The organism is Nocardia sp. 852002-51101_SCH5132738 (genome assembly GCF_001665695.1).
Classification (GTDB): Bacteria; Actinomycetota; Actinomycetes; order Mycobacteriales; family Mycobacteriaceae; genus Nocardia; species Nocardia nova.
On record NZ_LZML01000164.1, the window covers coordinates 25,324 to 50,239 of the forward strand.

A 24,916-nucleotide genomic window follows, 5' to 3' on the forward strand; every position below is an offset into this window, starting at 1 on the left:
CGGTCTCGGCGCGCGGTCGCGGCTAGCGGACGAGAGTGTAACGGGCGCAGGCGAATTCGCCGTTCTGGGCCAGTTCGGTGAGCTTCAGCTCGACTCGGCGGGGCAGCAGCGGCTGTCCCGCCCCGAGCGTGATCGGCGCGATCGATACACACACCTCGTCCAGCAAACCGTGGTCGGCGAACTGCCCCGCCAGCTCGCCGCCGCCGACGATCCAGATGCTCTTGCCCGCCGCGGCCTCGGTCATCTCCTTGTGCACGACGGTGACCGGCTGCTGGGTGTACCGCACGTCGGCCCCGTCGGTGCGCGGGTCGAAGTCGCGGTGGGTGAGGACCCACGCGGGCATCGCGTACGGCCATTCCATATCGGGATGATTGTCGAGGATCCACCGATAGGTGTTGGCGCCCATGGCGATGGCGCCGATATCGGCGATGAACGTGTCATAACCCATCGGTCCCTTGTTGTCGACCTGCCGGGTCACCAGCCAGTCCAGCCGATGGTCCGGTGTGGCGATGAATCCGTCCAGGGTGGTGGCGGTGTAGTAGACGGTGCGGGGCATGGTCATCCTCTCTTGCGCAACCACATGATCGGGTCGCCGTTGTCGTGTTCTGTTGTCTGATCAGGAAATTCGCTGTCGATCCATTGGCGTACCAGCAGTCGCCGGTAGGCCGAATAGGTGAGAACGTGGGCGATCACGGAGCCGAGGACGAAACTCTCCGGCGGCTCGCACAGGGCGTCGATCAGGGTGTCGTCCCAGCCGCCGCGGCGGTCGATGTCGCGGACGGTATCCAGCCATCGCGGCACCACCTGCTCGAATCGCCGCGTCAGCTCGGGGAGGTCGTCGCAGCCGCGGTCGGGTTGATCGGTGCCTTCGATCGAGGCCAGCCACACCTGTTTGGTCCACACCAGGGTCGCGAGGACGGTCGCGATGGATGCGTCCGGTCCGTCCCACGACAGCACCGCCGCCGTCGAACGCTGCCGCCGGTACCGATCGTCGTCCAGGCTCTTCGCCCTGTCGAGGAGTTCGCGCGTGTCCTCCACGTCGTGGTGCAGCAGCAGCGACGTCGGATCCATATCGTGTCTGCCTTTCGGTTCGCCCTCCACCCACAGCGACATCGGCGGGTGGAAATGGATCCCGTTCACCGCGGGAAGCCAACGGGTGCGGGATGCGGCCGGCGTAGCGCTGGGCGGATGTCCGTAGGCGCGGCTGTAGGCCCGGCTGAACCCCTCGACCGAGTCGTACCCGGCGGCGAAGGCGACGTCAGTCACCGCCGCCCCACCACTCAACTGCCAGGCGGCGCGTTCCAGCAGCACCCGCCGCCGCATCGCCACCGGCGACTCGCCGGTGCCGCGCGAGAATTGCCGGGAGAAGTGATAGGGCGAGACGAAGGCCCCCTGCGCCATCGCGCTGAGCGTGGTGTTGTTCTCGTCGAGAACGGAATCGAGCAGTTCCCGTAATCGGTCACGTCCGGTCGTCACACCGTTCAGTGTGGTCGGCGCGGGTTATCTCGCGCTTGACCGATCTTGCGCATGTCCGCGCGAACCGGCTCCGTGCGGTGCGTTCACACCCGGTAGTGCCGCCGGGGGCCGTATCCGGGCGGGCCGTATCCGCGGCGGTGGTGGATGAACAGGAAGAACAGCGCCGGGAAGACGAAGAACGGAATCATATGTGTGGTGGCGACGATCACCACCCCGACCACCACGGCGGCCAGCAGCAGGACCGGGAACATCGGTCGTGGCCGCCGCTGCTCGCGCTGCGGACGGGCCGGCGGGGCTGGTTGCGGACGCGGCAGGTCGGCGAACAGGACGATCAGGTCGGCGGCCGTTTTCGCGGCATAGGCGCGGCTCACGCGCTCGTCGTATTCGTCGAGCTCGAGGCGCCCGGCCGCGAAATGGTCGCCGAGCGCGGCCGCGGCCTGTTCACGTTCGGCCGTGCCGACGCGGACGCTCGGCGACCCGAACACCGCGGGGTCGAAATCGGTCATGGCAACCGCCTCACCGGGAGAACGAAATCACGATGCACCCAGCGTAGGACGGTTCGGGGAATCGTGCCTGCGCCCGCGGGCGTATCCACGGCTACGCCCCGCGACGGACCCGGCGCGTATCACCCGGCGCATGCGGTGCGTGTCAGCCTGGAGTGATCCCCGGAGGAGCGAGGAAAATACCCGGAAGCCTTGCGGTGAAACACTATTCACCGCGTCGGCGCAGGTCGCGAAAGTGTCGGATTTCGCACAGCTGTGAGCGGCGGCGACCTCCGGTTTCGCTCGGTAGCGTGGCTGGAAACCCGAGAGACAGCAAGCCCGAGATACAGCCATCGCAAGGAGTTGGAAGCCTTGGAGGAGGTACTTCGACCGCTGGTGGTATTCGCCGCGACGCTCGCGGCCACCATCGCGCTCGGCGCGGTGGTCGACCGCCTGTTGAATCACGCCGCGCAGAAGCATCCCGCTAACCGACTGCCCGGTCTACTGCGTCGCGTCCACTTGCCGTTGCAGGTGTTTCTGGCGACGATCGCCCTGCATTTCACCTATCCGCTGGCAGAGATCCACCTGCGCCACGACGCCGTCGTGCTCAACATCCTCGCCGCGGTGGCGATCCTGTCCGCCGCCTGGGTGGTGATGCGCGCCGTCGACGCGGTCGCCGAGAACACGCTGGACAAGTACGCGCACCGCACCCTCGACATCGCCAAGGTGCGGCGGCTGCATACGCAGCTGACCCTGGTCCGGCGCATCATCACCACGGTGCTGGCGATTACCACCGCCGCGGTCGCGATCCTGCTGTTGTTCCCGAATCTGCGGACCCTCGGGACCTCGCTGCTGGCCTCGGCAGGCATCATCGGCGTGATCGCCGGTGTCGCCGCGCAGTCGACGCTGGGCAATCTCGTGGCGGGCCTGCAGATCGCGTTCGGTGATTCGGTGAAGATCGGCGACACCGTCGTGGTCGAGGGGGAGTGGGGCACGGTGGAGGAGATCACGCTGTCGTTCCTCACGGTCCGCATCTGGGACGACCGCCGCCTCACCATGCCGGTCTCGTACTTCAATTCGAAACCGTACGAGAACTGGTCCAAGGGCGGCCCGCAGATCACCGGCACGGTCTTCCTCTATCTGGACACCAGCACGCCGGTCGCCGAACTACGCGAACATCTGCGCGACTATCTGCGCACCCGTGACGATTGGGACGGCCGCAACTGGAATCTGCTGGTCACCGACAGCACCCCCTTCGGCATCCAGGTGCGCGCCTCCATGTCGGCCCGCAACGCCGACGACGTGTGGACGCTGCGCTGCGCGGTGCGCGAGGAACTGCTGGCCTGGCTGCGCACCGAGCATCCGAGCGCGCTGCCGAAGGTGCCGACCAGCGTGGTCGAACGCGACCATGCGATGGCCGAGTAGCCGTCTATAGAGTCGTGGGGTGCGCGAATTCCGCTTCGGAGTCAATTTCCTCAGCCCCGGGACCGCCGACGAGTGGGCCGCCAAATGCCGACGGGCCGAATCCCTCGGCTACGACGTGCTGCTGGTCCCCGATCACCTGGAACTTCCGGCGCCCTTCCCGTCGGTGCTCGCCGCCGCGCAGGCCGCCGAACGCCCGCGAGTGGGCACCTTCGTCCTGAACGCCGCGTTCTGGAACCCGGTCCTGCTGGCCCGCGACGTGGTGAGCACCGCCCAGCTCACCGGCGGCCGGCTCGAACTCGGTCTCGGAACCGGTTACGTGCGAGACGAGTTCGAGGAAGCCGGGATCGAATTCGGCACCCCCCGAACCCGGGTCGACCACCTCGAGAAGACCCTGACCGAACTCCATCGGCTGCTGCCCGAACCGCGGCCCACCATCCTGCTGGGCGGCAGCGGTAACCGCATGCTGCGGCTGGCCGCCCGCCACGCCGACATCATCGCCTTCACCGGCGGCGAACCCGTCCCCGGCGCCACCGACGGCTCGATGCGCCTGTCCAGTGCCGAGACGGTCGACGAACGCGTCGCCGCGGCACGGCGTTTCGTCACCGAGTACGACCGCGATCCGGAATTCAACATCCTCGTCCAGCAGGTCGTCGAAACGACCGACCGCAAGGCCGCCGCCACCGAGATCGCCGCGCAGATGGATCATTTGAGCGTCGACGAGGTCCTGGACGCGCCGACCCTGCTGATCGGCACGCCCGCCGAGATGGCCGATCAGATGCGCGAACGCCGGGAACGGTACGGCTTTTCCTATGTCACCGTGCTGGAGCCGGCGATGGAGGGGTTCGCGAAGGTGATGCGGGAAGTGCGGGGCTGAGCCGCTAGTGCACGACCGACAGGTGCGGGCCGATCTGCGCCTCGCCGAGGACTTCCGCGAGAAGCCATGAGTTCCACCGCAATTCGTCGGTGAGTTCGGTACGCCCGAACCCCGCGTTGTGCGCGTGCACCACGGCCTCCGCGAGCAGGCCGGGGCCCTCGCCGGGATATTCGGCGACCGGCTCGCGGTCGTGGTGCAGGGTCCGGGTCGCTTCGATGCTGCGCATCCGAGGCGTCCGGTCCCGCACGATCCGCCTGATCACCTCGGTTGGCACACCCCACTGGCGCGCGAGCGCCGCCGGGCTGGGGAAGTGAATCGGCGACGGGCACAGCCGGTCCATCTCCTCGGCGGGAACGAGCAGTTCGGCGGCGAACCGGTCGGCCTCCAGCGCCTGAGTTCGATCTCCCGGCAGCGGGCAGGGGTGCAGCAGCAGATGACCGAGTGCGCGCGCACAGGCGAACCGGTAGCCGTATACGCATTGCGTATGCCGTGCGGCCACCACGATCAGCGAGCGGCCCCAGGTGTGCGTGGCGTAGGTGCCGACCCGGGCCATGGCCGCGCTCGTCGCCGGCGCCAGAGCCACCACGATGCCGCGCGACTCGAGGGTCGCGCCGAGATGCGCCAGCGGACCCGGAGCGATTCCCCAGTGGTCGCGAATCAGGCGCGCGGCGTCGGCGGGTGATAGTCCCTGCTCGAGGGCGGGCAGGTCGAGCGCCGGAAACCGCATCCGGCAGCCCAGCGTGTACGCCAACTCCCAGATGTACTCCGCGAACACCACCGCCTTCGCGCGATCCGACGCCGACGCGGAACCGGGATCGTCGAAATGCACGTCCGCGGCGTCGATCCGGCACAGCGGGCGCCCGGTGGCGAAGTACTCGACGGGGACCTTCAAGACCCGGGCCAGGTCGGCCGGAACGTCCGGATCGGGCTGCACGGCGCCGATCTCGTACTGTTCGACGACCGCGGCGGACAGACCTGCCGCGTCCGCGAGTTCGGCGACGGACAGTTCGGCCCAGCGACGCGCCTGGGTCAGCCGGATCGGCTCGAATGCCGACGCGACGAATCCGCCCGGCTCGGCGCTGCGGTCGGTGAGGAGTTTCAGCCCGCGTCGGTCCTGTCGACCGTCACTGTCCACCCGAATTGTTTACCGCATCGACGGGGGCTGCGGGGGATCCGACCCGAGGAAAAATTCGGTTTCCGGCGAAGCGGACAAACTCGGCCGCGGCGAATTGTCCGGCTTCTCAGGGCATTCCGCCGGGCGTGACCGGCAGCAGTTCCGGGCGTTTCGCCGGTCGGCCCGCACCGGTCGACACGCCGCGCAGCCGCCGCCAGACCCACGGACGCAATGTCGCTGCGACCCAGGCGAGTTCGCCGCCCGCGCCGGCCGCGCGGAACCGCTCGGAGCCGTCCGGCGGATGTGCCCAGCTGTGGTCGGCGCCGTCGAGGCCGAGTGCCTCCGCGGCGGCCAGTGCGAACCGTTCGTGGCCCAGTTCGGAGCCGTGCAGCCGGTCCGGGCTCCACATGCGCAGATCGACCATCGAGGCAGCCCCGAACAGATCCACCAGGCGCAGTCCGTATCGGCTCGCGCACAGGCGAATTCGATCGTTGATCAGGTCGACGCGGGGTCCGATGTAGCGGGCGGCCAGTGGCACGATCCGGCGCACGTCCGGGAAGGTCGTCGTCACAACCGTTGCGCCGCAGGCGGTCAGCTTCGCGTACAGCTCCTCCATCAGGTCCAGTGCGGCCACGAGATCGGTGCCGGGCGCCGTGACGTCGTTCATGCCCGCGCAGATGCCGACCAGATCCGGTTCCATCGCCAGAGCGGCGTCGAGCTGTTCGTCGCGGATCTCGGCGAGGCGGCGACCACGCACCGCCAGATTCGCGTACCGGATCTCCGGATTGTCCTGAACCAGGCGCTCGGCCAGCCGATCGGCCCAGCCGCGCAAGCCGCTGCCGTCGTCACCGTCCCACAGCCCCTCGGTCTGGCTGTCGCCCAACGCGACGAAGCGCTCGTAGCGGTTCGGCGATGCCGCCGGACCGTCCGGACGCGGCGAGGACAACGTCGTCATGGCAGACCTCCGAGACGTGAAGAGGGTGATGCGGGAAGCGGCGTGACGGGCCCGGGGCCGCCATCGCCACCGGCTGGACAGGCTACATCGGTGCGGTCCGGTCGAATCAGGGCGTCCGAAGCGTAGTGATCCGTGCCACCGGAACCGATCGGCCGGTCCGGATCCGGTCCCGATGGGCGGAACGGTGCCACCACCTCTGCGTAGTCCGCGCTATTACTCGATGCGAGTGGACCGGACCGCCGACGTCGCGGCGATGTCCGGCCGCCTGCCCATCGGAAGGATTTCGCCGTGACCGAATTGGCCGAACTGCACCGACGTCTCGCCCGCGTCGAGGACGAACGCGCGATCGAGCGGTTGATCGCCTCGTACGGCCCGCTGGTCGACGCGGGCAACGTCGCCGCCGCCGACCTGTGGTCCGCCGACGGCACCTACGACGTCGAGGACTGGCAGATGCGCGGTCGCGCCGATGTCGCCGCCATGGTCGCCTCCGAGGCTCATCAGGGCCTGATCGAGCGTGGCTGCCTGCATTTCCACGGTCCGGCGGTGGCCACCGTCGACGGTGACGACGCGGTCGCGGTCTGCGAATCGATCCTCGTGGTCCAGCACAACGGCCGCAATGTCGTGGCCCGCACCGGCGCCAACCACTTCACCCTGCGCCGGATCGACGGCCGCTGGCAGATCACCGCCCGCACCACCCGCACGGTCGACGGCGATCCCGCGGCCCGCGATCTGCTGACCGCCGGAATCGAAGGGGTGGCGCGATGAGCGGCCAACTCGCCGGCAAGGTCGCCCTGGTGACGGGTGCCGCCGCCGGCATCGGAGCGGGAATCGCCCGCCGCTTCGCCGACGAAGGCGCACGGGTGGTGATCACCGACCTCGACGAGATATCGGGTCGCGCGGTTGCCGACGAGATCGGCGGCCGGTTCGTCGCGGCCGACATCCGCGACCGCGCCGACGTCGAAAACGCGGTAGGGGCAGCGATTTCCGACTACGGATCCATCGACATCCTGGTCAACAACGCCTGGGGCGGCGGAACGATCGGCCGCGTCGAGAACAAGTCCGACGAACAACTCGCCCACGGCATCGCCCTCGGCTACTACGGGCCGTTCTGGGCGATGCGCGCCGCGTTTCCGTATATGCAGAGCCGTGGGTGGGGGCGAGTCGTCAACATGTGCAGCCTCAACGGCGTCAACGCTCATATGGGTTCGCTCGAATACAACGCCGCGAAAGAGGCATTGCGCGCCCTGACCCGCACCGCCGCCCGCGAATGGGCTCCCACCGGCGTCACGGTGAACGCGGTCTGCCCGGCCGCCAAGAGTCGCAGCTTCCAGCGCGTCCTGGGGGAACATCCCGAGATGGAAGCGATGGCGGATGCGGCGAACCCGATGGGACGCATCGGAGATCCGTACGACGACATCGCGCCCGTGGTGGTCTTCCTCGCCTCCGACGGATCGCGTTATCTCACCGGGAACACCTTGTTCGTCGACGGCGGCAGTCACATCAACGGCGTCGCGTGGGCGCCGGATCTCGATGCCGCCGAACGAGATCAGCCGGTGTGACCGCTCCCGCCGACATTCGCCGCACCATATCCTCTGCGCTCCCTTGTCCAATGTAATACCTTGATAGACAGAGGTTTTGGTAGCCAGGGGTGTGGCGGCTCCACCGAAGGACCCGCCCGGCTACGCCGGCAAGGGGGTCCGAGATGCCCGATATTCATTTCGAGCGGCGGCGTCAGCGCGTGGCGCAACAGCTCGGCGAACTGACCGTCCTCACGCCGGCCTGGCGACGATTCCTGTCGGTGCCGCTGATGCGCAACGGCTGGCATGTGCTCGTGGAACGCGAGAACAGCCGTTCGGATCGCTTCGACGCCTACGCCGTCGGCCCGGGCGGTGTCTTCGCTCTGGTCCGCACCGACGTGGTGCCGGCCGCCGCGGAACTACGCCGGATCCGCTGGCGTGCGGAGGAGACGTTCGCGAATCTCACCGCCGGCCGCACCCGGTACGTGCCGCATATGATCGAGGTATTGCTGCTGATGGACGAGGCGGCCGACACGCCGGCCGAGGCCCGCTACGTCGCGGTCGACCCGACGACCATCGCCGCACGGCTGTTCGCCGAAGCGAGCCTGTCCAGCCGCAGTGCCCGGCAGATCGCGATGACTGTGGCCGAACGCAACACCTGGTTCGCGCTGCTGTCCGCAGACAGCGGCGCCGGGCCCGAAACCGCGCCCGCCGAAGGGCTTTTCGACGCGACGACGCTGCGGGAAGAAGAACGAGCACGGGCGTTGAAGCGACCGTTCAGCGAATGGATGACATTCCTCGATCCGGCCCAACTCGACCTCGTCTACCGCAACTACAACGGGCCCGCGAGATTCAGCGGTCCCGCCGGAACCGGAAAGACCGTCGTCGCCCTGCACCGCATGGCGCGGTTGTCCAAGGAAGGCGCCGGGCGGCAGCTCTTCACCAGTTTCGTGCGAACGCTGCCGACCTATCACGAATCGGGATTCCGGCGCCTCGCCCCGCACGCGGGTGAGCGGGTGGAATTCACCGGGCTCCACTCCTGGACCACTCATTTCCTCCGCAGTCGCGATATCGGCTGCCGCCTGGGTAGCGGCGACAACGCCTTCTATCACGCCTGGCGCAACGCCCGCCGCCACCTCGAACCCATAGAACCGAATCCGAGCTATTGGAAGGACGAACTGCATCGGGTCATCAAGGGCCAGGGCATCGACCGCGACCTGTACCTGAAAATCGACCGGGTGGGCCGAAACCGCTTGCGTCTGGACAAGACGCAACGCGAGCTCGTCTGGACGCACCTCTACCTGCCGTATCAGGCGGCGCTGCAGGACCTCGCGACGGTGGATTTCAACGATGTGATCGATCTGGCGATCGACGAACTGCGCGCGGCGCCGCTGGACGCGCCCTACGACCTGGTGGTGGTCGACGAGGTTCAGGACTTCACCCTGATGGAACTCAAACTCGTCCACCAGATCGCCGGCGGCACCTCGACCTCACCGCTGCTGCTGGTCGGCGACGGTCAGCAACAGGTCTATCCCGGCGGCTGGCGCCTCTCCGATGCCGGCATCCCGATCGTCGGCCGCGGCGCGGTGCTGCGCACCAACTACCGCAATCGCGCCGCCGTGCACGACTACGCCAAGCGGGTCGACGCGACGAATACGGTCGACGACCTGGACGGCGCCCCCGGATTCGTCCTGCGTGACAGCGAGGTCGTGTTGGCGGGTGGTACGGCCCGCGCGGAGACCTTCTCGCGGTCGCGGGCCGAGGAGACGGTGGTCGCCGCCCTGGCCGCTTCCGGATATCCACACTCCGACATCGCCGTGATCACCGACACCAACCGCCAGGCCGAGAGAATCCGAGCAGCACTGCGCCGCAAGAAGATCCCGTCCGTCTCCCTCGAACACTACGACGGCACCCAGCACGATGCGGTGAAGGTGGGAACCGTCCATCGCGCCAAGGGGATGGACTTCGCCGCGGTGTTCCACCTCACCGACGCGCCGACGACGCCCGTCGACCGGTTGCGCGGCAGCGAGCGCGACCGGGCGGAGCTGGCGGCACGACAGACCATGGTGGCGCTGACCCGCGCACGGGACCACATCTGGATCGGGCTGATGTGGGATTGAGGCCCACGAGTCGGTCTTTCTCAGCTGAATCGGTTACCTTCGGCATCCATGACCGACGCATCACCGGGTTCGGCCGAACCGCGCGCCCTGCCGGAATCGACGTCCACCGCACCCGCCCGAGATCGCCGGCCACGACGCCTGGGCAAGGTTCGCCAGGTGGTCGTTTCGGTGCTGCTGGCGGCGATGACCGCCATGGTTCCGCTGGCCTTCGCGCCCGCCATGCCCGCCTCGGCGGCGGTGGCGAAGCCGGGCGTGGAGAATCTGCCGGCTCGGGCCGCCGTGGCCGATCTGGTCGGCGACCACCCGTGGTCGGTGGCCCTGCCCACTGATTTCGCGGCCGAGGCGGGCTATCGGCCGGTGGTCGAGGACGGGATCCTGGTCGATCCCGACGGTGACTGCTCGTCGCCGATCCAGCTTCCCGCCGAGTTCACCGAGGCGTGCAAGGCGCACGACCTGGGCTACGACATGCTGCGCTACGCCGAACAGCGGCAGCAACCGCTGCAGCCGTGGGCACGCCAGGCCATCGACGCCACCCTGCAGCGCCGCATGCACGCCGCCTGCGATACGCGCACCGACGCCGCCGCCCGCGCCCGCTGCGACGTCCTGGCCACGGTCGCCACCACGGGGGTCGACCTGAATTCCCGGCGGCAGAATTACGCGACGCCGGATCCGGAGTTCCTGTTCGGCACGCAGCTGTCGGGCGAACGGCTCAGCGATCAGCTGCTCCATGTCGGTGGTCCCGCCGCAGTGGGAGCGGTTTCGGCGGCGATCGTCGGCATCGTGGCGTGGCGGCGCCTGCGGCCGGCTCGGCTCCCGGCCACCGCTGCCGTCGCGGAAGCCGGTGCCGCCGGGTAACCGCCGTGACGATGCAGAGCACAACCCCGGGCGCGAACGCGACGATGAAGCCCCGCCGGCACCGGTCTCTCCACGTGCGTCCGCGCATCGATACGGTCGTCGCCGTCACCTTCGCCGTCGTGATGTCGCTGCTGCCGGCCGTGCTGCCACGTACCTCCGTATCCCAGGCCATCCTGACCGGCGTGCCGGTGGCGCTCGCCATCGGAGTGTCCGGCCTGCTGCGCTGGACGCTGAGCCGTTGGCGAATCGACATCGACGAACGCTTCGGCCGCCACCGCGTACCGATCCTGCTGATCTGCGGCTTCGTGGTGACAGCGGTCGTCGTGCGCGCCGCCGCGTGGCAGAACGGCCTGCACGCGGCCATGGGGGAGGCCCCGATCGGCGCCGCGTACTGGCTGCGCTGTGCCTTCGGTTCGGCTGTGGTCGCAGTCTTCCTGGTGGTGCTGGGACGCGGAATGCGGTGGGGGATGAGGAAACTCCTGCGCGTCTGAATTACAGCGCGGCCGCGACCTTCCATGCCGAGTGGATCGCGCCCTCGATGTAATCGACGGAACCGGCATCACCCACGACATGCACTTCGGGAACCACCCCGGCCAGCGCATCGGCCAGGGGTGCTTGCGCCGAGACCCCGGAGGCCACCACGACCATGTCCGCCGGCGCGGTCGATATCTGCTCGCCGACGCGAAACTCGACGTGCTGCTCGGTGATTCGCAGTACGGTCGCGTGCCGGTGAATGGTGACGCCCGCCTCGCCCGCATGCCGAACGGCCGTCCACCGCCGCGGCATCGCCATCGGCACACCGAGCTGTCGGCCTTCCTCGAGGAGCGTCACGGCGCGCCCGCGTTCGGCCAGGAACTCCGAAAGTTCCAGTCCGACAAGCGAACCCCCGATCACCACCACATTCTTGCCCATCGGCAGGAAGTGGCGCGTCACCGACCGGATCGCGGCGGGACTCTTCGTCACCCCGGAAATCTTGCCCAGCTTCGCGACGGTACGCAGCAACGGTGGCACCCGCGAAACATCGCCCACACCGGTCATCAAGGCGCGCAACGTGTCACCGGTGTGCACGTGCGGCAGATCGCTGCCGGGAACTGCCGGGCGATCCCGCACCGCCCCGGTGGCCACCACGACCACGTCGGGATTCAGCGCCGTGATCGACGGCACGGTCGCCTCGGTCTTCAGACGGATGTCGATGCCGAGTCGCTGGACCTGAACCTTCAGCCAGTTCAGCAGCCGTTCGTTGTCGGGCGTGGTGAGGCTGGAGAACCAGAGGGTGCCGCCGAGGCGATCGGCCTTGTCCAGCACCGTGACTCGGTGGCCGCGTTCGGCGGCGAGGCGGGCGGTCTCGAGCCCGCCGGGACCGGCTCCGACCACGACGACATGTTTCGCGGTCGTGCTGCGAACCAGCGGAAGGAGTTTCTCGTTGCCGAGTGCGGGGTTCACCGCACACAACGGGGTGTCGTCCCAGAAGTTCTCCTGCACGCACACATAGCAATTGATGCACGGCCGGACGTTCTGCGGTGTCCCGGCGCGCAGCTTGTTCACCAGGTCCGGATCGGCGAGCAATTGCCGCCCCATCGCCGCGAAATCCGCCTTCCCCTCGGCGATGACCTTGTCGCCGATCTCCGGCAGCACCCGGCCGACCGCGATCACCGGAATGGAGACGGCCTTCTTCACCTCGCCCGCCAGTTCCGTATAGGCGCCCACGTGGTCCGGTAGCGGCCCATCGGTGAAATTGGAGAACGGGTTACGTCCCCAGCCCGTGACATGAATCGCGTCGGCACCGGCCGCCTCGAACAGCGCCGAAGCCTGCTTCGCCTCCTCGGTGGTCAGCGCGTCGTCCTCACCGAATTCACGGCCCGCGATCCGCACCAGAATCGCCAGCGAATCGCCGACCTCGGCCTTGACCGCGCGAATCACCTCGACCGCCAGGCGCGCCCGGTTCGCCAGCGAGCCACCGTATTCATCGGTCCGCTTGTTGTCCGCCCGGCTCAGGAAGCCGCCGAGTATGTACCCGTGTGCGCAATGAATTTCGACCGCGTCACCGCCGGCCGCCCGCACCCGTCGCGCGGCCTCCGCGAAACAACGCACCACCCAATCGATATCGTCCTGCGTGGCCTCGCGATAGGTGGCCTGCTTACCGCCCGTGACGGCGGCCAGCTTCTGCAGTTCTTCCGGAGTGTTGTCGGCCAGCGCCGACAGATCCGCGGAGCCGCTCGGCGCCGACGGAACCAGCAGCGGGCGCCCCTGCACGGTATCGATCCGGGCGATCTTGCCGTGGTGGGTCATCTGCACACACAACTTGCTGCCCGCGGCGTGGACGGCGTCCGCGAGCGCCCGGAGCCCAGGAATGAACCGGTCCTCGGACAGCCCGGGTTCCTTGGTGCTCGCACAGCCCACCGGGTAGGCGACCGCACAGCACCCGGTGATGATCAGCCCCGTCCCACCGGCCGCCCGAGCGACGAAATGATCGATATCGCCCTGCTCGATCTCCCCGTCTTCGCAGAGGTTCATATCCATCGCGGGCAGAACGACGCGGTTGGGGACGGTCATCGGCCCGATGGTTCCGGGAGCGAGCAGATGCGGAAAGGTCTGGTTGCGCGGCACGGGTCGAAGCTAGAACTCCCGGCAGCGGGCCAGGGCAAACCTCCCGATCACCGAGACATCGACCGCACCAGCGCGGCGGCCTCGTCCGCGAGGACCTCCGGAGTCCGATCGGTGTGAAGCACGGCTCCGCGTTCGTCGGCGTCCAGCGGCTCGAGCGTGCGCAATTGCGAATCGACAAGGGACACAGGCATGTAATGGCCCCTGCGGCGAGACATTCGAGCCACCAATTCGTCGCGATCGGCGATCACATGCACGAAGATCACCTCGGTCACGGCGGCCCGCACGGTATCGCGATACCGCCGCCGCAGTGCTGAGCACGCGATCACACCGCCGGTCTGCTCGGCCATCCGCTCGCGCAACCACCCCCCGACCGCGGCGAGCCAGGGCGCGCGATCCTCATCCGTGAGCGGAATCCCGGCGGACATCTTCGCGATATTGGCGGCCGAGTGGAGGTCGTCCGCATCCGCGAACGGAATACCGAGCCGGTCGGCCAGGAGACGACCGACCGTCGATTTCCCGGTGCCGGAAACCCCCATCACGACCACACCGAGCGGGCGCATGCGGGCGTTCACCCTGGCACGGTAACCGACACTGTCGCCGCGCCCGCAATCGATCACGGGCGGATATTCGTCAGGTCCTCCAGCAGGCCGGGGTGCGTCGGCTCCCAGCCGAGCACCTCGCGGGTGTGTGTGCTGGACGAGGGCTGGTCGGCCGCGAAGATCGGGCCGAGCGGGCCGTAGGTATCCGCGGGAACGGACTCGACGGGCAGGTTCAGCTGCCGCCCGATGACCTCCGCGATGTCTCGCACTCGGTCGCCCTCGTCGGCGACGGCGTGCCAGGCGGTACCGGGTTCCGCCCTTTCCAGGGCGAGGCGGAACAGGAGTGCCGCGTCGAGTGCGTGGACGGCCGGCCAGCGCTGGGTGCCGTCGCCCGGGTAGCCGGAGACCCCGGTCCGGCGGGCGATGTTGGTCAGCAGGCCGGCGAATCCGCCGGTGCCCTGGTTGTGCACCGTGCGCGGCATCCGCACGGCCGTGCTCCGGACCCCGCGCGCGGCTAAATCCAGAACGGCCGTGACCGCCCGCCCGCGGCCACCCACGGGCCCGTCGGTCGATACGGGATCGGTCTCGGTGGATGCCCGGCCCGCCACGCTGGGCGTCCCGGAGACCGTGACGAAGGGGCGGTCGCTGCCGACGAGTTCCTCGCCCATCGTCGCCAGGGCCGCACTTTCCTCGGCGACGGTGGCGGCGAGGGCATCGGCGCTGCTGAAGTCGTTGCCGAACGCCAGGTGGATCACTCCGTCGGCCTGAGCGGCACCGGCCCGCAGGACGTCGAGGTCGGCGAGGCCGCCGCGCAGTGCTTCGGCGCCGGCGGCCTCGGCGGCGGCAGCGGACGCGTCGGAGCGGGCGAGTGCGAGCACGGTGTGGCCGTTGCCGAGCAGTTCGGCGACCACCGCGGAACCGATCAGTCCGGTGCCGCCGGTGACGAAGACGCGCATGGATAACTCCTCCAGTGATGGGACCTTTGTCCCGTCACGCTACCACGGTGACGGGACTCTTGTCCCATCACTTATGATGAACCCATGGGTCGATGGGAACCGGGCGCACGAGAACGCCTTGTCGTCGCCGCGGTCGACCTGTTCACCGAGCAGGGATACGACGCGACGACGGTCGCGCAGATCGCCGAACGCGCCGGTGTCACGAAAAGCACCTTCTTCCGGCACTTCCCGGACAAGCGTGAACTGCTCGTGGCCGGCCAGGAGACGCTGAGCCGGCTACTGGCCGAGGGCATCGCCGAAGCGCCCGAACGTGCCACACCCCTCGAGGCGGTCGGCGCCGGCCTCGAACGCGCCTCGGCGGCAATGGGTCCCATGAACCGCGAGCTCGCACCCCGTCTGAAGGCGGCCGTCGCCGCCAGCGCCGAACTACAGGAGCGCGACGCCCTCAAGAGCGTCGGGCTGGCCGCCGCGATGACCGAGGCGCTCATCGCGCGCGGTGTACCGGATCCGACCGCGGCCCTCGCCAGTGAGCTGGGAGTTCTCGCCTTCAAACGCGGGTTCGCCGAATGGACCGACGGGGAGCGGGACGCCTCGGACGAACTGGCGCGGCATGTTCTCTCGGCGTTGGACGAATTGCGGGCGGCGAGCGCAGCGCTGGGCTGAGTCCGCCCGAGCGACATCCCGGTCCGATCAACCCTGCCGGGCGAAGGGTTCCGCGGTCGGCTCGGGCACGATGGCATCGGAATCCGCTCGAACCCGCGGACTTCGGAGATGGGCCCGGTAGAACTCCATGTGCGCGAGAGCCGCTGTCTCCCAATCATATCGGTGTGCGAGTGCCCTGCCACGGTCGATGCGCGCCGTGTCGCGCCGCAGGTTCTGTGCCATCGTTGCCGCCATTCCGGTCGGATCGGTGGCGTAGGAGATCGCGTCGCCGAAGACCTCCCGAAGCACCGGAAGCTCGCGAGCGACCACCGGAACCCCTGCGGCCAAGGCCTCCATGGCCGCCAGTCCGAACCCCTCCTTGGTGGAGAAGAACGGAACCAGCGCGGCTCCGGCGACGAGTGCGGGCAGCGCGTCGTGGGCGACCGTGCCGAGGATGACGGGCCGGATGCCCAGTTCGGTTGCGCGCGCGTCGAATCGAGCCCGGTACTCGCGGTAGTCGAAGAGGGTTTCACCGCCCGCGAAGACGAGGCGCAGCTGGGCGTGGTCGCGGCGGAGCAGCGCGAAAGCCTCCAGCAGATCGATACTGCCCTTGCGAGGTTCGATGCCACCCAGGGCCAGAATGTAGGGACCGAGGCATCGCTGCCAGCTGCGACGGGCGGTCGATGCGGTGACCGAATCGCTTGCGGCGGAGGCGAATCGGTCGTACTCGACGCCGTTGGGGATCACGACGGGGCGCAGATTCCAGCCGGCGTGAACCTCCGCGGCGACCGCGGCGGAGACGCAGATATGCGCATAGGGGTCGGTGATGGCACGGTCGTGGCAGCGGGCCAGTTCGGGTGTGGTGAAGGTATCGAGGTGATGGATGGTGCGAACGCATCGGCCGACCGCGTTGGCGCTGATGCAGTCCTGGGCATGGACGATGTCGTAGTCCACGGGAGTGAACGCGGCGCGTAAAACACTGATGGAACGCAGAATTCGCGTCCCGACCGCTTCGCCGTCGATGGCTTCGAAGGGCACCACACGTACCGTCACAGTTGGATCCACCGGGCGGAAGAATCCCGCGTCGCCGCCCCGGCCCAACGTCCACACCGTGACCTCCGCACCGAGACGCGCGAGCGCCTCGGCGAGATTCAGTGTGTGGACCACCCCGCCTCGCGGCTTGGTCGAGTAGGTGAGCAGTGCGATGCGCATCAGTAACCGCCTTTACCGGTCATCAGATTGTGGTAGGCGTCGACGCGGCGTTCCGCGAGATGCCGCAGCACCCGGCGCGCCCGCTCCACCTCCGCGTCGACGTCGATATCGGCCACCGCGAGGCCGCCCTTGGACCAGGTCTTGGCCAGGATGTCGCCACCCGGGCCCACCACCTTGGCCTGGCCGAGGAACCGCAGCGATCCGGTGATGCCGGTCTGATTGGAGGACGCGAGCACGACCTGATTCTCGGCCGCGCGAGCCTGGTCGTAGAGATCGAACAGACGCGATTGGCGGTCGTTGGGCATCCGGGAGGCGCGGTCGGTGACACTGGCCGGCCACGCGGACAGCGCCGCGATCGTGCGCGCACCGTCGAGGGCCAGGGTGCGCGCGGATTCGGGGAACGTCTTGTCGTAGTCGATCAGCATGCCGAGGCGGCCGACCGGGGTGTCGAAGGCGCAGAAGCGATCCCCGGCGGAATAGGCCAGGTGTTCACCGGCGGGTTGGTGGACCTTGCGATGGCGGCCGAGTACGCCGTCGCCGGTCAGACAGACCGCCGCGTTGTAGCGCGTGCCGTCACAGTGTTCGGCATAGCCGACGCAGATGGTCATGGCCCCGGCCAGCCGGCACAGCAGCTGGATCTCCGGACCCTCGGGATCGATGGCCTCCGGCCCGGTGGCGGGATCCGGGTTGCGGAGGTCGCCGATATAGCCGCCGAGCGTCGCGTCGGGCAGCACGAGCAGGTCGACGCCGTCGGCGGCGAGCCGGTCGACGATGCCGGTGATCTTGTCGAGGGCGCGGGCGATGCCGGTGCCGAAATGAGCGGCGACGGCGGCGATCCGGGTGACGGCCATGAGAATCCGGTTCAGGCGGCGGCGGTCGCGCGGGCGGTGACAGTGATCCGATCCGCGAGATATTCGGCATCGCGGGCGACGGCGGCGAACCGGCCCGATCCCCACGTGTGCAGCCAGGGCAGGCCGAGGAAGTACAGGCCCTCGACGGAGGTGACACCGCGATTGTGGCAGGGATGGCCCTCGCCGTCGAATACCCCGACGCGCAGCCACCGGTAGTCGGTCCGGAAACCGACCGACCACACCACCGACGTGATTCCGCTTGCGGTCAGGTCGATTTCGGTCACTTCGTGCTCGGGACGCCACACCGGCCGGTAGCGCGGTTCGGTGGGCGCGTCGATACCCGCACGATCGATGTAGTCGTCGATGGAATCCTTGATGCTCTCGGCAATGGCATCCGCGGCGTCGAGCGAGGATTCCAGCGACGGGTCGAAACGCGCTGTGCCGCTAGAGATATCGGTCATCCGCCCGTAGAGCTGCATCCCCTCGAGTGCGAAGCGGCGCAGGTCGATATCGCGCCCGCCGTCGCGGCCGGTCACGTAGTGGTTGGTGTTCTCGCGCTTGCCCAGCCCGCCGGGCTGATCCTCGATGGGAATGTCGTAGTGGCCCATATCCTGCAGCCATGCCACACAGTCGCGTCCACGGTAGAAGCGGGCCACTCTAGGCGCGCTGCCCACCGCCAGATGGACTTCGCGACCGGCCAGGTGCAGGTCCTCCGCGATCTGGGCACCGGACTGTCCGGTGCCGACGACGAGAACGGCTCCCTCGGGAAGATCTGCGGCACTGTGGTATTCGGCGGAGTGCACCTGCCGGATCGAGCCGGGCAGCCGTTCGGCGAAGCGCGGCACGGTCGGGATGTGATATCCGCCGACGGCGACCACGACCTGATCGGAATGCACCGGCCCACCGGTCGTTTCGATATCGAACCCGCCGCCCGCGGCCACAGTCACCGCGGTGACGGCCACCCCTTCGCGCACCGGCGGATCGAAGGTGTCGGCGTAACCGCGCACCCAGGCATAGACCTCGTCACGGGTCATGAAACCGTGCGGCTGCGGGCCGGTGTAACCGTATCCGGGCAGCACGCACTGCCAATTGGGAGTGACGAGCGTGAAATTGTCCCAGCGGGTGTCGCGCCATTCGTGCGCGATGGTGTCGCGTTCGAGCACGAGATGATCGATCCCGTGCGCGGTCAGATGCCAGCTGATGGACAGCCCGGCCTGCCCGGCGCCGATCACCACCACCTCGTGGTGTTCGATCGAAAAGGGTTGCGGAGTCACGGTTTTCCTCCGGGAGTCGCGGCGGGTACGGACGGCGGGGTCATCTCAGGCATGTGCGGCCGCCAATTCCTCCGGCAGCGACGGCTGTCCGACGACCCCGTGGCGCGCGACCACGCTGTCGTAGACTTCCGGCCGCCGGTCCCGCAGGTTGTACATGCCGCCGCCGCGGGCCAGCCCGAGTGCCCGGCCGACATCGACCGTGGCGGTCGCCAGTCCCGGCGCGGTGCCGGTGGTGGCGAGTATGTCGCCGCCCGGCCCGACGATCTTGGCGCTGCACACGAACCGCAGTGAGCCGAAGGTGCCGGCCTGGTTGGAAGCGATCCACACCACCTGGTTCTCGACGGCCCGGGCGCGGTCGAAGATGTCGAAGCGCTGGGTCCAGCGGTCGTCCTCGAGCCGTTCTGCGGTAGCGGTGCGGGCGGTCGGCCACGCCGACAGCGAGGTGATGATCTCCGCGCCGTCCAACGCCAGGGCGCGCGCGGCCTCGGGGAAGGCCTTGTCGTAGCAGATCTGCATCCCCATCCGCCCGATCGGAGTGTCGAAGGCGTGATACTCCGAACCGGCGGCGTAGCAGAGGTTTTCGCCCAGCGGCTGATGCACTTTGCGGTAGGAGCCGAGGATGCCGTCGCCGGACAGGGTCACCGCGCCGTTGTAGCGCAGCTCGCCGTCGGCCTCGCAGAAGCCGAGGGTGACGACGAGATCACCCGCCATGGCGGCGATCCGCGCCAACTCCGGCCCGTCCAGGGCGAGGGCGGGCGGCAGGCTGCGCAACCGGCGTTGCCGGGCCTCGTCGTTCTCGGCGCCGCCGCCCAGGCTGGGCAGATAGCCGCCGAGACATGCCTCGGGCAGGACCAGCAGCCGGCTACCGCGAGCACGAGCCTGCTCGATCAGTGCCGAGATGGTGTCGTAGCAGGCTTCCATATCGCGGCCGAATTCGGCGGCCGCCACGGAGATGGTCAATTCGGTCATGAGATACCCAATCCGGTCACGGTGCCGGGCACCGCTGTGGTGGTGGTTCCGTCCGGCCAGCGCAAACGCACGCCGGGTTCGGAGGTGAGGACGCCGCATACCGCGGAGGTGGCGGGTCCGGTGGGGCCGGTCGCGGATCCGGGGCGGTCGGCGGTGAGCATGGCGAAGCCGGGGAAGCAGGTGATCCATTCGGCCGGCGCGGTATTCGCCGGACGCGGCATCCGGGCCACGTCGAGCACCGCGCCGACACCCGATGCTTCGGCCAGCATGCCCGCCGTACCGGCGATCCCGGCCATGCTGACATCCTTCGCGGCCGCCGGCGCGGTGTCGGCGACGAACCGGCCCAGCGCCCGCAGCTCGTCTCCGGTGCGGTAGGAAGATGAATCCCATTGCTGCCCCGTATATCCGGCGCGCCAGCGGCCACCGAGATCCGCGGTGAGCCGAAGTTCGTGGCCTGCCCGGCCCCCGCCACCGGGAACGGGCCGGGCGGTGCGACCCAATGCGGTCACTGCCAGTGCGGCCGGGCCGATCTGGGTATGCCCGCCCAATACGGGCACACCCCAAGTGTCGGCGGCCCGCGCCAGGCCGCGCAGGATGCGGGTGAGCAGCGAACGGGTCGGTGCCGCGACCGCGTCGAGCAACCCCACGGGTTCGGCGCCCATCGCGGACAGATCGTTGAGATTCACCAGGGCCGCGCACCAGCCCGCCCATTCCGGATCGCGTTCGACCATCGAGGCGAAGATGGCGTCACATGCGGCGACGAGATCGCTGCCCGGCACCGGCGCACCGTCATCGCCGCGGAAGTGTCTGCCGCCCAGGGTAGATGGATCATTCCCGAGGGTGGTCAGCAGCGGGCCCAGCATCGCCTTGGTCGAGCGCGTGAGCCGGTCGATGCGGTCGATGGGCCAGCGCACGCGAACGTGCGGTGCGCCGCCGAACGTGGTGTCTCCCAGCGGAATCCAGCCGAGGTGGGTGAACAGCGCGGCGTATCGGTGCTGCACCGTCGCCTCGAAGCGCAGCACGTTGTTGCTCTCCGCGTAGGCGCAGGCCGCGCGTACGAGGGCATTGCCCACCCCGCGCGTGCGGCGGCCACAGTCCACGACCAGCCGGCTGCCGGCCCACCAGCCGAGATCCTCGGCGGTGGCGGGCGCCAGGCGCACACCACCCAGCACAGTGCCGTCCGACGCCAGTGCGACCAGCACGACGGTGCGCGGATGATCGTCGATATCGTCGGCATCGCTACCCTGGAACAGGCCCTGTTCGACCACGAAGCTCTCGCGCCGCAGCGTTCGATAGGCGGCCAGCTGCCGGGAATCCGCCGGGCGAATCAGGAAGCCGCCGGGCGGTTCCTTCGGGTTCGGATGCCCGGACAGCACACAGTAATCGGGAGACGGCCTGCCGGATGCCACAGATCCGTCGAGCCACCAGCGCGGCGTGTCGATCGTCGTCATCTCAGCCTCCCGCGGTGCGCAGCACACTGCACGCGCCGCATGCCGCGCACCCGGCCGCCTGATCGGCGCCGCGCATCCCAGCGCGCCGCAGTTCGGTTGCGACCCTTCGCGTTACGTCCTCGAGCAGCGCCGGTGAGGGTGCGCTCGCGTTGTCGACGTCGACGGCGAGGGTTCCGGCGAGCGGCCGGAAGGGAACGATGAAGGGGTACACACCCATCGCGATCAATTCCCGTGCCCCACCGACCAGTTCGTCGGGATCCTCGCCGAGCCCTACCAGGAGATAGGTCGACACCTGGTTGCGCCCGAACACCCGCACCGCCTCGGTCCACGCCGCCCGGTAATCCGCGAGCGGCAACGTCGATTTGCCCGGCATCCAGCGCGCACGGACCCGATCGTCCAGCGATTCGACATGAATGCCGATGGATTCCGCTCCCGCCGCCCGCAGCTCCGCGAGGACCGACAGATCCCCGGGTGGCTCACACTGCACCTGAATCGGCAGCTGCGGCACGGTGCGCTTCACCGCCCGCACACAGCGCGCGAGATGTCGTGCGCCACGGTCCTTTCCGGCGGTGGTGCCGGTGGTCATCACCATCTGCCGCACCCCGTCGAGCCGGACCGCGGCGGCCGCGACCTCGGCAAGGTGCTCGGGCCGCTTGACCGCGACGGTCGTGCCCGCCGCCAGCGACGCCTCGATCGCGCAGAATCGGCAACGTTGGTCCTCGCCGTATCGAATGCACGTCTGGACCACCGTCGTCGCGAGCACATCCGTGCCGTGCAGCCTCGCGATCTGCTCGTAGCCGATGCCCTCGGCGGTGCGCAGGTCGTAGAACCTGGGCCGCCGCACCGGCTCGACGATGACGCCGAGATCGGTGCCGTCGCGCAGCAGACGATCCCCGCTCAGCGTGTAGGGGCTGTCGGATCGGATGGGAATGGCAGCGCCGGCACCCCCGAACGACACATGACCGTCGTCGCTGGGCCCGGCTCCGGAACGGCGCTGCACCGGCACATCGACGCGAATACCGAGTAGCGCCAGGTCTACTCGCGTGGATACCTCGGTCATGCCGACCGCCTACACCTGATAGGTGGAGTTGATGATCGCGCCCTTGCGTGCGTAGTAGATCAGCGCATCCTGCACATCCAGCGGATGCGCGGGAATGACCCCCTCGATCAGGTCCTCCTCGCGGGCCCCGTGCAGAGCCAGACCGAAGCGGCAGGCGAATACCTTGCCGCCCTCCTTGATGAAGGTCGACAGCGCGTCGTTGATGTTCTGCTCACCCGGAAAACCGCTGTCCCCGGTGGTCGGGAATCCGCGGTTGGCGATGCAGTTGATCGCACCCGGCCCATAGAAGTAGATCGCCGACTCGAACCCCTTGCGCAGCGCCCGAGTCGCCTGCAGGACGGCCACGAAACTCACCGACGACTCGTGCGCGATCCCGTGCACCAGGGTGAAGTATGTTTCCCCGGCCTCGGCCTGATAGTCGGGAAAGATTTTGGTGGCGCCATAGATATTGGTGCCTTTCGGCAGCGCCGGATGCGGAATCTCGGACAGCGATTTCGCGATGTTCTCCTCGATCGCCTTGTCGATCTCGGAGGTGGTTTCGGTGGGTGCGGACATGCTTGTCTCCTGGGGATGTGACGAGGACCGGTGAGGAATCGAGGTGATTCACCGATGGGTTCAGTTCACGCCCCAGGTGTTTCGTGATGGTCACATCCGGAGTAATACGACGTTGCCGGGTCTTCACCGTCTACGATCGTGATTCAGCGCTGATAATCGGTTGTGCGGCAACATGTCTCGACGCACCCGGCATCCGAATACGTGGAATTTCGGAAGGCGGATGCCCTGCCGCGTAATCAGCGTGCTGGGATTTCTCTCCCGCCGTTAACATTCGGCTGCCGTGGCAAGAGCCGATTTGTAACAGGAGCGTCATCGACGCGGCTGCCGGCCGCGCTCGGGCAGATGGTTGTCGCCCGGAATACGATGCCGATGCGGTCAGGCTTCGGGAATTCGATCGCCGATCTCGCCCGTGCGTGCGGTGCCAGGTTCCCATCCGGGCGGCCCGAACAAATATCCGGCCCATTCGCGAATTCGCTTGGTGGAGCGCAGATCCCGCCACAAGGCGCCGAATTCGTAGTACTGGAGCGTGAGGACGTTCGAGCTGTCGATGTTCTTCGTGAGTCCGTAGGTGGGGCGGAAGGTCTCCGCGCGGAAGGTGCCGAACATGCGGTCCCACAGAATCAGGATGCCACCGTAATTACGGTCCAGATACTCCCGATCGCTGGCATGGTGCACGCGGTGATGGGAGGGGGTGTTGAAGACGAATTCGAACCAGCGAGGGAGTTTTCCGATGGTCTCGGTGTGCACCCAGAACTGGTAGACGAGGTTGAACGACCAGGCCGTGAAGATCATCCACGGCGGCACACCCAGGAGCGGCAGCGGAACCCAGGCCAACAGTTCGAACCACGGATTCCACTTCTGGCGCAGTGCGGTCGCGTAGTTGAAGTACCGGCTGTTGTGGTGCACCTGATGCGCCGCCCAGACCACCCGGACTCGATGCGCGAGGCGGTGATAGGCGTACCAGAGCAGATCCACCGCGAGCATGACTGCCACCCACGACAGCGGGTTGCGCGGGTCGACGTGCCAGGGGGCGTGCACGTACAGCACGGCATAGCCGATGAGTGCGGCGAATTTCGCGGCACCGCTGACGAAGAGTGAGACGAAGCCCATGGTCAGGCTGGTCCGCGCGTCGATCACGTCGTAGCCGGCGCGGCCCTCGGCGTGACCGCGCAGGGCGGCGATCTCCAGGACCATCGCGAGCACGAAGAACGGAACCGCGTAGGTCACCGGCTGGTTGATCTGTTCCCACAGGGTCATCGCAGGCACTCTCCGGAACGATTATATGACCCTACGGTCACTTCATTGAAAGTGACCGTAGGGTAAGTTCGGGCGCATGTCAACGGCCGCCAGACTCGGAACCAAGGGCATGCCCGCGCAGGACCGTCGCGAGGAGATCCTGATCGCCGCCATGCGGGAGTTCGCCGAACGCGGATTCGCCGCAGTGTCGATGGTGTCCATCGCCGGGCGCGCGGGCATCTCCAAGGCCCTGGTCTACCAGCACTTCACCTCGAAGGAACAGCTCTACGCGGAGTGCCTGACCGCGCTGGCCGACCCGCTCCTGGAGCGCCTCGACGACGAAATGAACCCCGCCACAGCACCTTTCGCGATGCCAGGCAACGCCTTGCGCGGCCTCTTCGACACCCTCGGCCCGGATCGCACCGCCTGGCGGATCATCCACGACCCGACCGCACCGCCGACCGGTGCGGTGGCGGACCTGGTACACGGCTACCGCCACCGGATCGCCGCACACGCCGACTCGGGCGTACGCCGGTTCCTCGACGCCCTGGGCGACACCGACGAACGCGATATCGAAGCCCTCGCCGGCATCTGGACCGCCGCGGTCGACGCGGTAATGGCCTGGGCGCGAGCACATCCCGAAGAATCGGCCGCCGACCTGACCGCCCGCTTCACCCGTTTGATCGAGATCGTCTTCTCGATCGGAGCAACCCGCTGAAACGGCTCGTGTAGAACCATCGAACTCG

25 protein-coding genes are annotated in these 24,916 nt (G+C 68.2%); 9 read left to right on the forward strand and 16 right to left on the reverse strand.

Annotated elements, in window-relative coordinates; translation table 11 throughout:
- Window positions 1-22: 22 nt before the first annotated feature.
- From A5789_RS25500 to A5789_RS25510, 3 genes are all read right to left on the reverse strand, one after another.
- Window positions 23-556 carry a dihydrofolate reductase family protein gene (locus A5789_RS25500; RefSeq protein WP_063017830.1) on the reverse strand — a complete coding sequence of 178 codons (534 nt, stop codon included), beginning with the start codon at window positions 554-556 and terminating at the stop codon, window positions 23-25.
- A 2-nt stretch (window positions 557-558) separates the two neighbouring features.
- Window positions 559-1,476: a helix-turn-helix domain-containing protein gene (locus tag A5789_RS25505; protein WP_197516726.1), complete on the reverse strand. Its 918-nt coding sequence runs from the start codon at window positions 1,474-1,476 to the stop codon at window positions 559-561.
- Between the two features lie 83 nt (window positions 1,477-1,559).
- Window positions 1,560-1,982, reverse strand: a complete 423-nt coding sequence (locus tag A5789_RS25510; protein WP_051755959.1) for a DUF1707 domain-containing protein — start codon at window positions 1,980-1,982, stop codon at window positions 1,560-1,562.
- Between the two features lie 348 nt (window positions 1,983-2,330).
- On the opposite strand from A5789_RS25510, the gene A5789_RS25515 reads away from it, so the two are divergent.
- The gene (locus A5789_RS25515) at window positions 2,331-3,383 is read left to right on the forward strand and encodes a mechanosensitive ion channel family protein (RefSeq protein ID WP_064903120.1); all 1,053 of its coding nucleotides are present in this window, start codon (window positions 2,331-2,333) and stop codon (window positions 3,381-3,383) included.
- Between the two features lie 19 nt (window positions 3,384-3,402).
- Window positions 3,403-4,257, forward strand: a complete 855-nt coding sequence (locus A5789_RS25520; RefSeq protein WP_064903118.1) for a TIGR03621 family F420-dependent LLM class oxidoreductase — start codon at window positions 3,403-3,405, stop codon at window positions 4,255-4,257.
- Window positions 4,258-4,261: 4 nt separating this feature from the next.
- Here the strand turns inward: A5789_RS25520 and A5789_RS25525 are convergent, their stop codons facing one another.
- Both A5789_RS25525 and A5789_RS25530 read right to left on the reverse strand, forming a co-directional pair.
- A complete protein-coding gene (locus A5789_RS25525) occupies window positions 4,262-5,392 on the reverse strand; it encodes a helix-turn-helix domain-containing protein (protein WP_082940953.1) in 1,131 nt (376 codons plus the stop codon).
- A gap of 106 nt (window positions 5,393-5,498) precedes the next feature.
- Window positions 5,499-6,326 carry an SGNH/GDSL hydrolase family protein gene (locus A5789_RS25530; protein ID WP_064903116.1) on the reverse strand — a complete coding sequence of 276 codons (828 nt, stop codon included), beginning with the start codon at window positions 6,324-6,326 and terminating at the stop codon, window positions 5,499-5,501.
- A gap of 288 nt (window positions 6,327-6,614) precedes the next feature.
- On the opposite strand from A5789_RS25530, the gene A5789_RS25535 reads away from it, so the two are divergent.
- The 5 genes from A5789_RS25535 (at window position 6,615) to A5789_RS25555 (ending at window position 11,309) form a co-directional block, all read left to right on the forward strand.
- The gene (locus tag A5789_RS25535; protein ID WP_064903114.1) at window positions 6,615-7,091 is read left to right on the forward strand and encodes a nuclear transport factor 2 family protein; all 477 of its coding nucleotides are present in this window, start codon (window positions 6,615-6,617) and stop codon (window positions 7,089-7,091) included.
- On the forward strand, window positions 7,088-7,885 hold the full coding sequence (locus A5789_RS25540; RefSeq protein ID WP_064903112.1) for an SDR family NAD(P)-dependent oxidoreductase: 798 nt from the start codon (window positions 7,088-7,090) through the stop codon (window positions 7,883-7,885). The genes A5789_RS25535 and A5789_RS25540 overlap by 4 nt, the downstream gene beginning before the upstream one ends.
- Window positions 7,886-8,028: 143 nt before the next feature.
- A complete protein-coding gene (locus A5789_RS25545) occupies window positions 8,029-9,963 on the forward strand; it encodes a UvrD-helicase domain-containing protein (RefSeq protein WP_064903110.1) in 1,935 nt (644 codons plus the stop codon).
- A gap of 48 nt (window positions 9,964-10,011) precedes the next feature.
- Window positions 10,012-10,818: a hypothetical protein gene (locus tag A5789_RS25550; protein WP_063017789.1), complete on the forward strand. Its 807-nt coding sequence runs from the start codon at window positions 10,012-10,014 to the stop codon at window positions 10,816-10,818.
- Window positions 10,819-10,829: 11 nt separating this feature from the next.
- The gene (locus tag A5789_RS25555) at window positions 10,830-11,309 is read left to right on the forward strand and encodes an alpha/beta-hydrolase N-terminal domain-containing protein (protein WP_155525766.1); all 480 of its coding nucleotides are present in this window, start codon (window positions 10,830-10,832) and stop codon (window positions 11,307-11,309) included.
- Between the two features lies 1 nt (window position 11,310).
- Here A5789_RS25555 and A5789_RS25560 read toward each other — a convergent pair whose 3' ends face one another.
- Genes A5789_RS25560 through A5789_RS25570 form a run of 3 tightly spaced genes read right to left on the reverse strand, consistent with a single transcriptional unit; the run spans window position 11,311 to window position 14,920 of the window.
- Window positions 11,311-13,425: an FAD-dependent oxidoreductase gene (locus A5789_RS25560; RefSeq protein ID WP_104362921.1), complete on the reverse strand. Its 2,115-nt coding sequence runs from the start codon at window positions 13,423-13,425 to the stop codon at window positions 11,311-11,313.
- A gap of 47 nt (window positions 13,426-13,472) precedes the next feature.
- Entirely contained in the window at window positions 13,473-13,985 is a 513-nt protein-coding gene (locus A5789_RS25565; protein WP_064903201.1) for a gluconokinase, read from the reverse strand.
- A gap of 53 nt (window positions 13,986-14,038) precedes the next feature.
- Window positions 14,039-14,920 carry an SDR family oxidoreductase gene (locus tag A5789_RS25570; RefSeq protein ID WP_063017793.1) on the reverse strand — a complete coding sequence of 294 codons (882 nt, stop codon included), beginning with the start codon at window positions 14,918-14,920 and terminating at the stop codon, window positions 14,039-14,041.
- 84 nt (window positions 14,921-15,004) lie between these two features.
- Here A5789_RS25570 and A5789_RS25575 point away from each other — a divergent pair, with 84 nt between their 5' ends.
- Window positions 15,005-15,583: a TetR/AcrR family transcriptional regulator gene (locus tag A5789_RS25575; protein ID WP_064903106.1), complete on the forward strand. Its 579-nt coding sequence runs from the start codon at window positions 15,005-15,007 to the stop codon at window positions 15,581-15,583.
- Between the two features lie 27 nt (window positions 15,584-15,610).
- On the opposite strand, the gene A5789_RS25580 is transcribed toward A5789_RS25575, so the two are convergent.
- The 8 genes from A5789_RS25580 to A5789_RS25615 form a co-directional block, all read right to left on the reverse strand.
- The gene (locus A5789_RS25580) at window positions 15,611-16,774 is read right to left on the reverse strand and encodes an MSMEG_0565 family glycosyltransferase (protein WP_082940955.1); all 1,164 of its coding nucleotides are present in this window, start codon (window positions 16,772-16,774) and stop codon (window positions 15,611-15,613) included.
- Window positions 16,774-17,625: a carbon-nitrogen hydrolase family protein gene (locus A5789_RS25585; protein WP_064927354.1), complete on the reverse strand. Its 852-nt coding sequence runs from the start codon at window positions 17,623-17,625 to the stop codon at window positions 16,774-16,776. Before A5789_RS25585 ends, A5789_RS25580 begins: the two co-directional genes overlap by 1 nt.
- A gap of 11 nt (window positions 17,626-17,636) precedes the next feature.
- A complete protein-coding gene (locus tag A5789_RS25590) occupies window positions 17,637-18,899 on the reverse strand; it encodes an MSMEG_0569 family flavin-dependent oxidoreductase (protein ID WP_227462969.1) in 1,263 nt (420 codons plus the stop codon).
- A 45-nt stretch (window positions 18,900-18,944) separates the two neighbouring features.
- The gene (locus tag A5789_RS25595; RefSeq protein ID WP_064903104.1) at window positions 18,945-19,868 is read right to left on the reverse strand and encodes a carbon-nitrogen hydrolase family protein; all 924 of its coding nucleotides are present in this window, start codon (window positions 19,866-19,868) and stop codon (window positions 18,945-18,947) included.
- Window positions 19,865-21,319: an MSMEG_0567/sll0787 family protein gene (locus A5789_RS25600; protein ID WP_064903102.1), complete on the reverse strand. Its 1,455-nt coding sequence runs from the start codon at window positions 21,317-21,319 to the stop codon at window positions 19,865-19,867. The genes A5789_RS25595 and A5789_RS25600 overlap by 4 nt, the downstream gene beginning before the upstream one ends.
- Before the next feature lies 1 nt (window position 21,320).
- On the reverse strand, window positions 21,321-22,379 hold the full coding sequence (locus A5789_RS25605) for an MSMEG_0568 family radical SAM protein (protein WP_064903100.1): 1,059 nt from the start codon (window positions 22,377-22,379) through the stop codon (window positions 21,321-21,323).
- 9 nt (window positions 22,380-22,388) lie between these two features.
- Window positions 22,389-22,934 carry an MSMEG_0572/Sll0783 family nitrogen starvation response protein gene (locus A5789_RS25610; protein WP_030515292.1) on the reverse strand — a complete coding sequence of 182 codons (546 nt, stop codon included), beginning with the start codon at window positions 22,932-22,934 and terminating at the stop codon, window positions 22,389-22,391.
- A gap of 375 nt (window positions 22,935-23,309) precedes the next feature.
- A complete protein-coding gene (locus tag A5789_RS25615) occupies window positions 23,310-24,191 on the reverse strand; it encodes a sterol desaturase family protein (RefSeq protein ID WP_064903099.1) in 882 nt (293 codons plus the stop codon).
- Window positions 24,192-24,267: 76 nt separating this feature from the next.
- Between A5789_RS25615 and A5789_RS25620 the strand changes: the two genes are divergently transcribed.
- Complete coding sequence (locus A5789_RS25620; RefSeq protein ID WP_064903097.1) at window positions 24,268-24,888, forward strand: TetR/AcrR family transcriptional regulator; 621 nt, start codon at window positions 24,268-24,270, stop codon at window positions 24,886-24,888.
- Window positions 24,889-24,916: the final 28 nt, after the last annotated feature.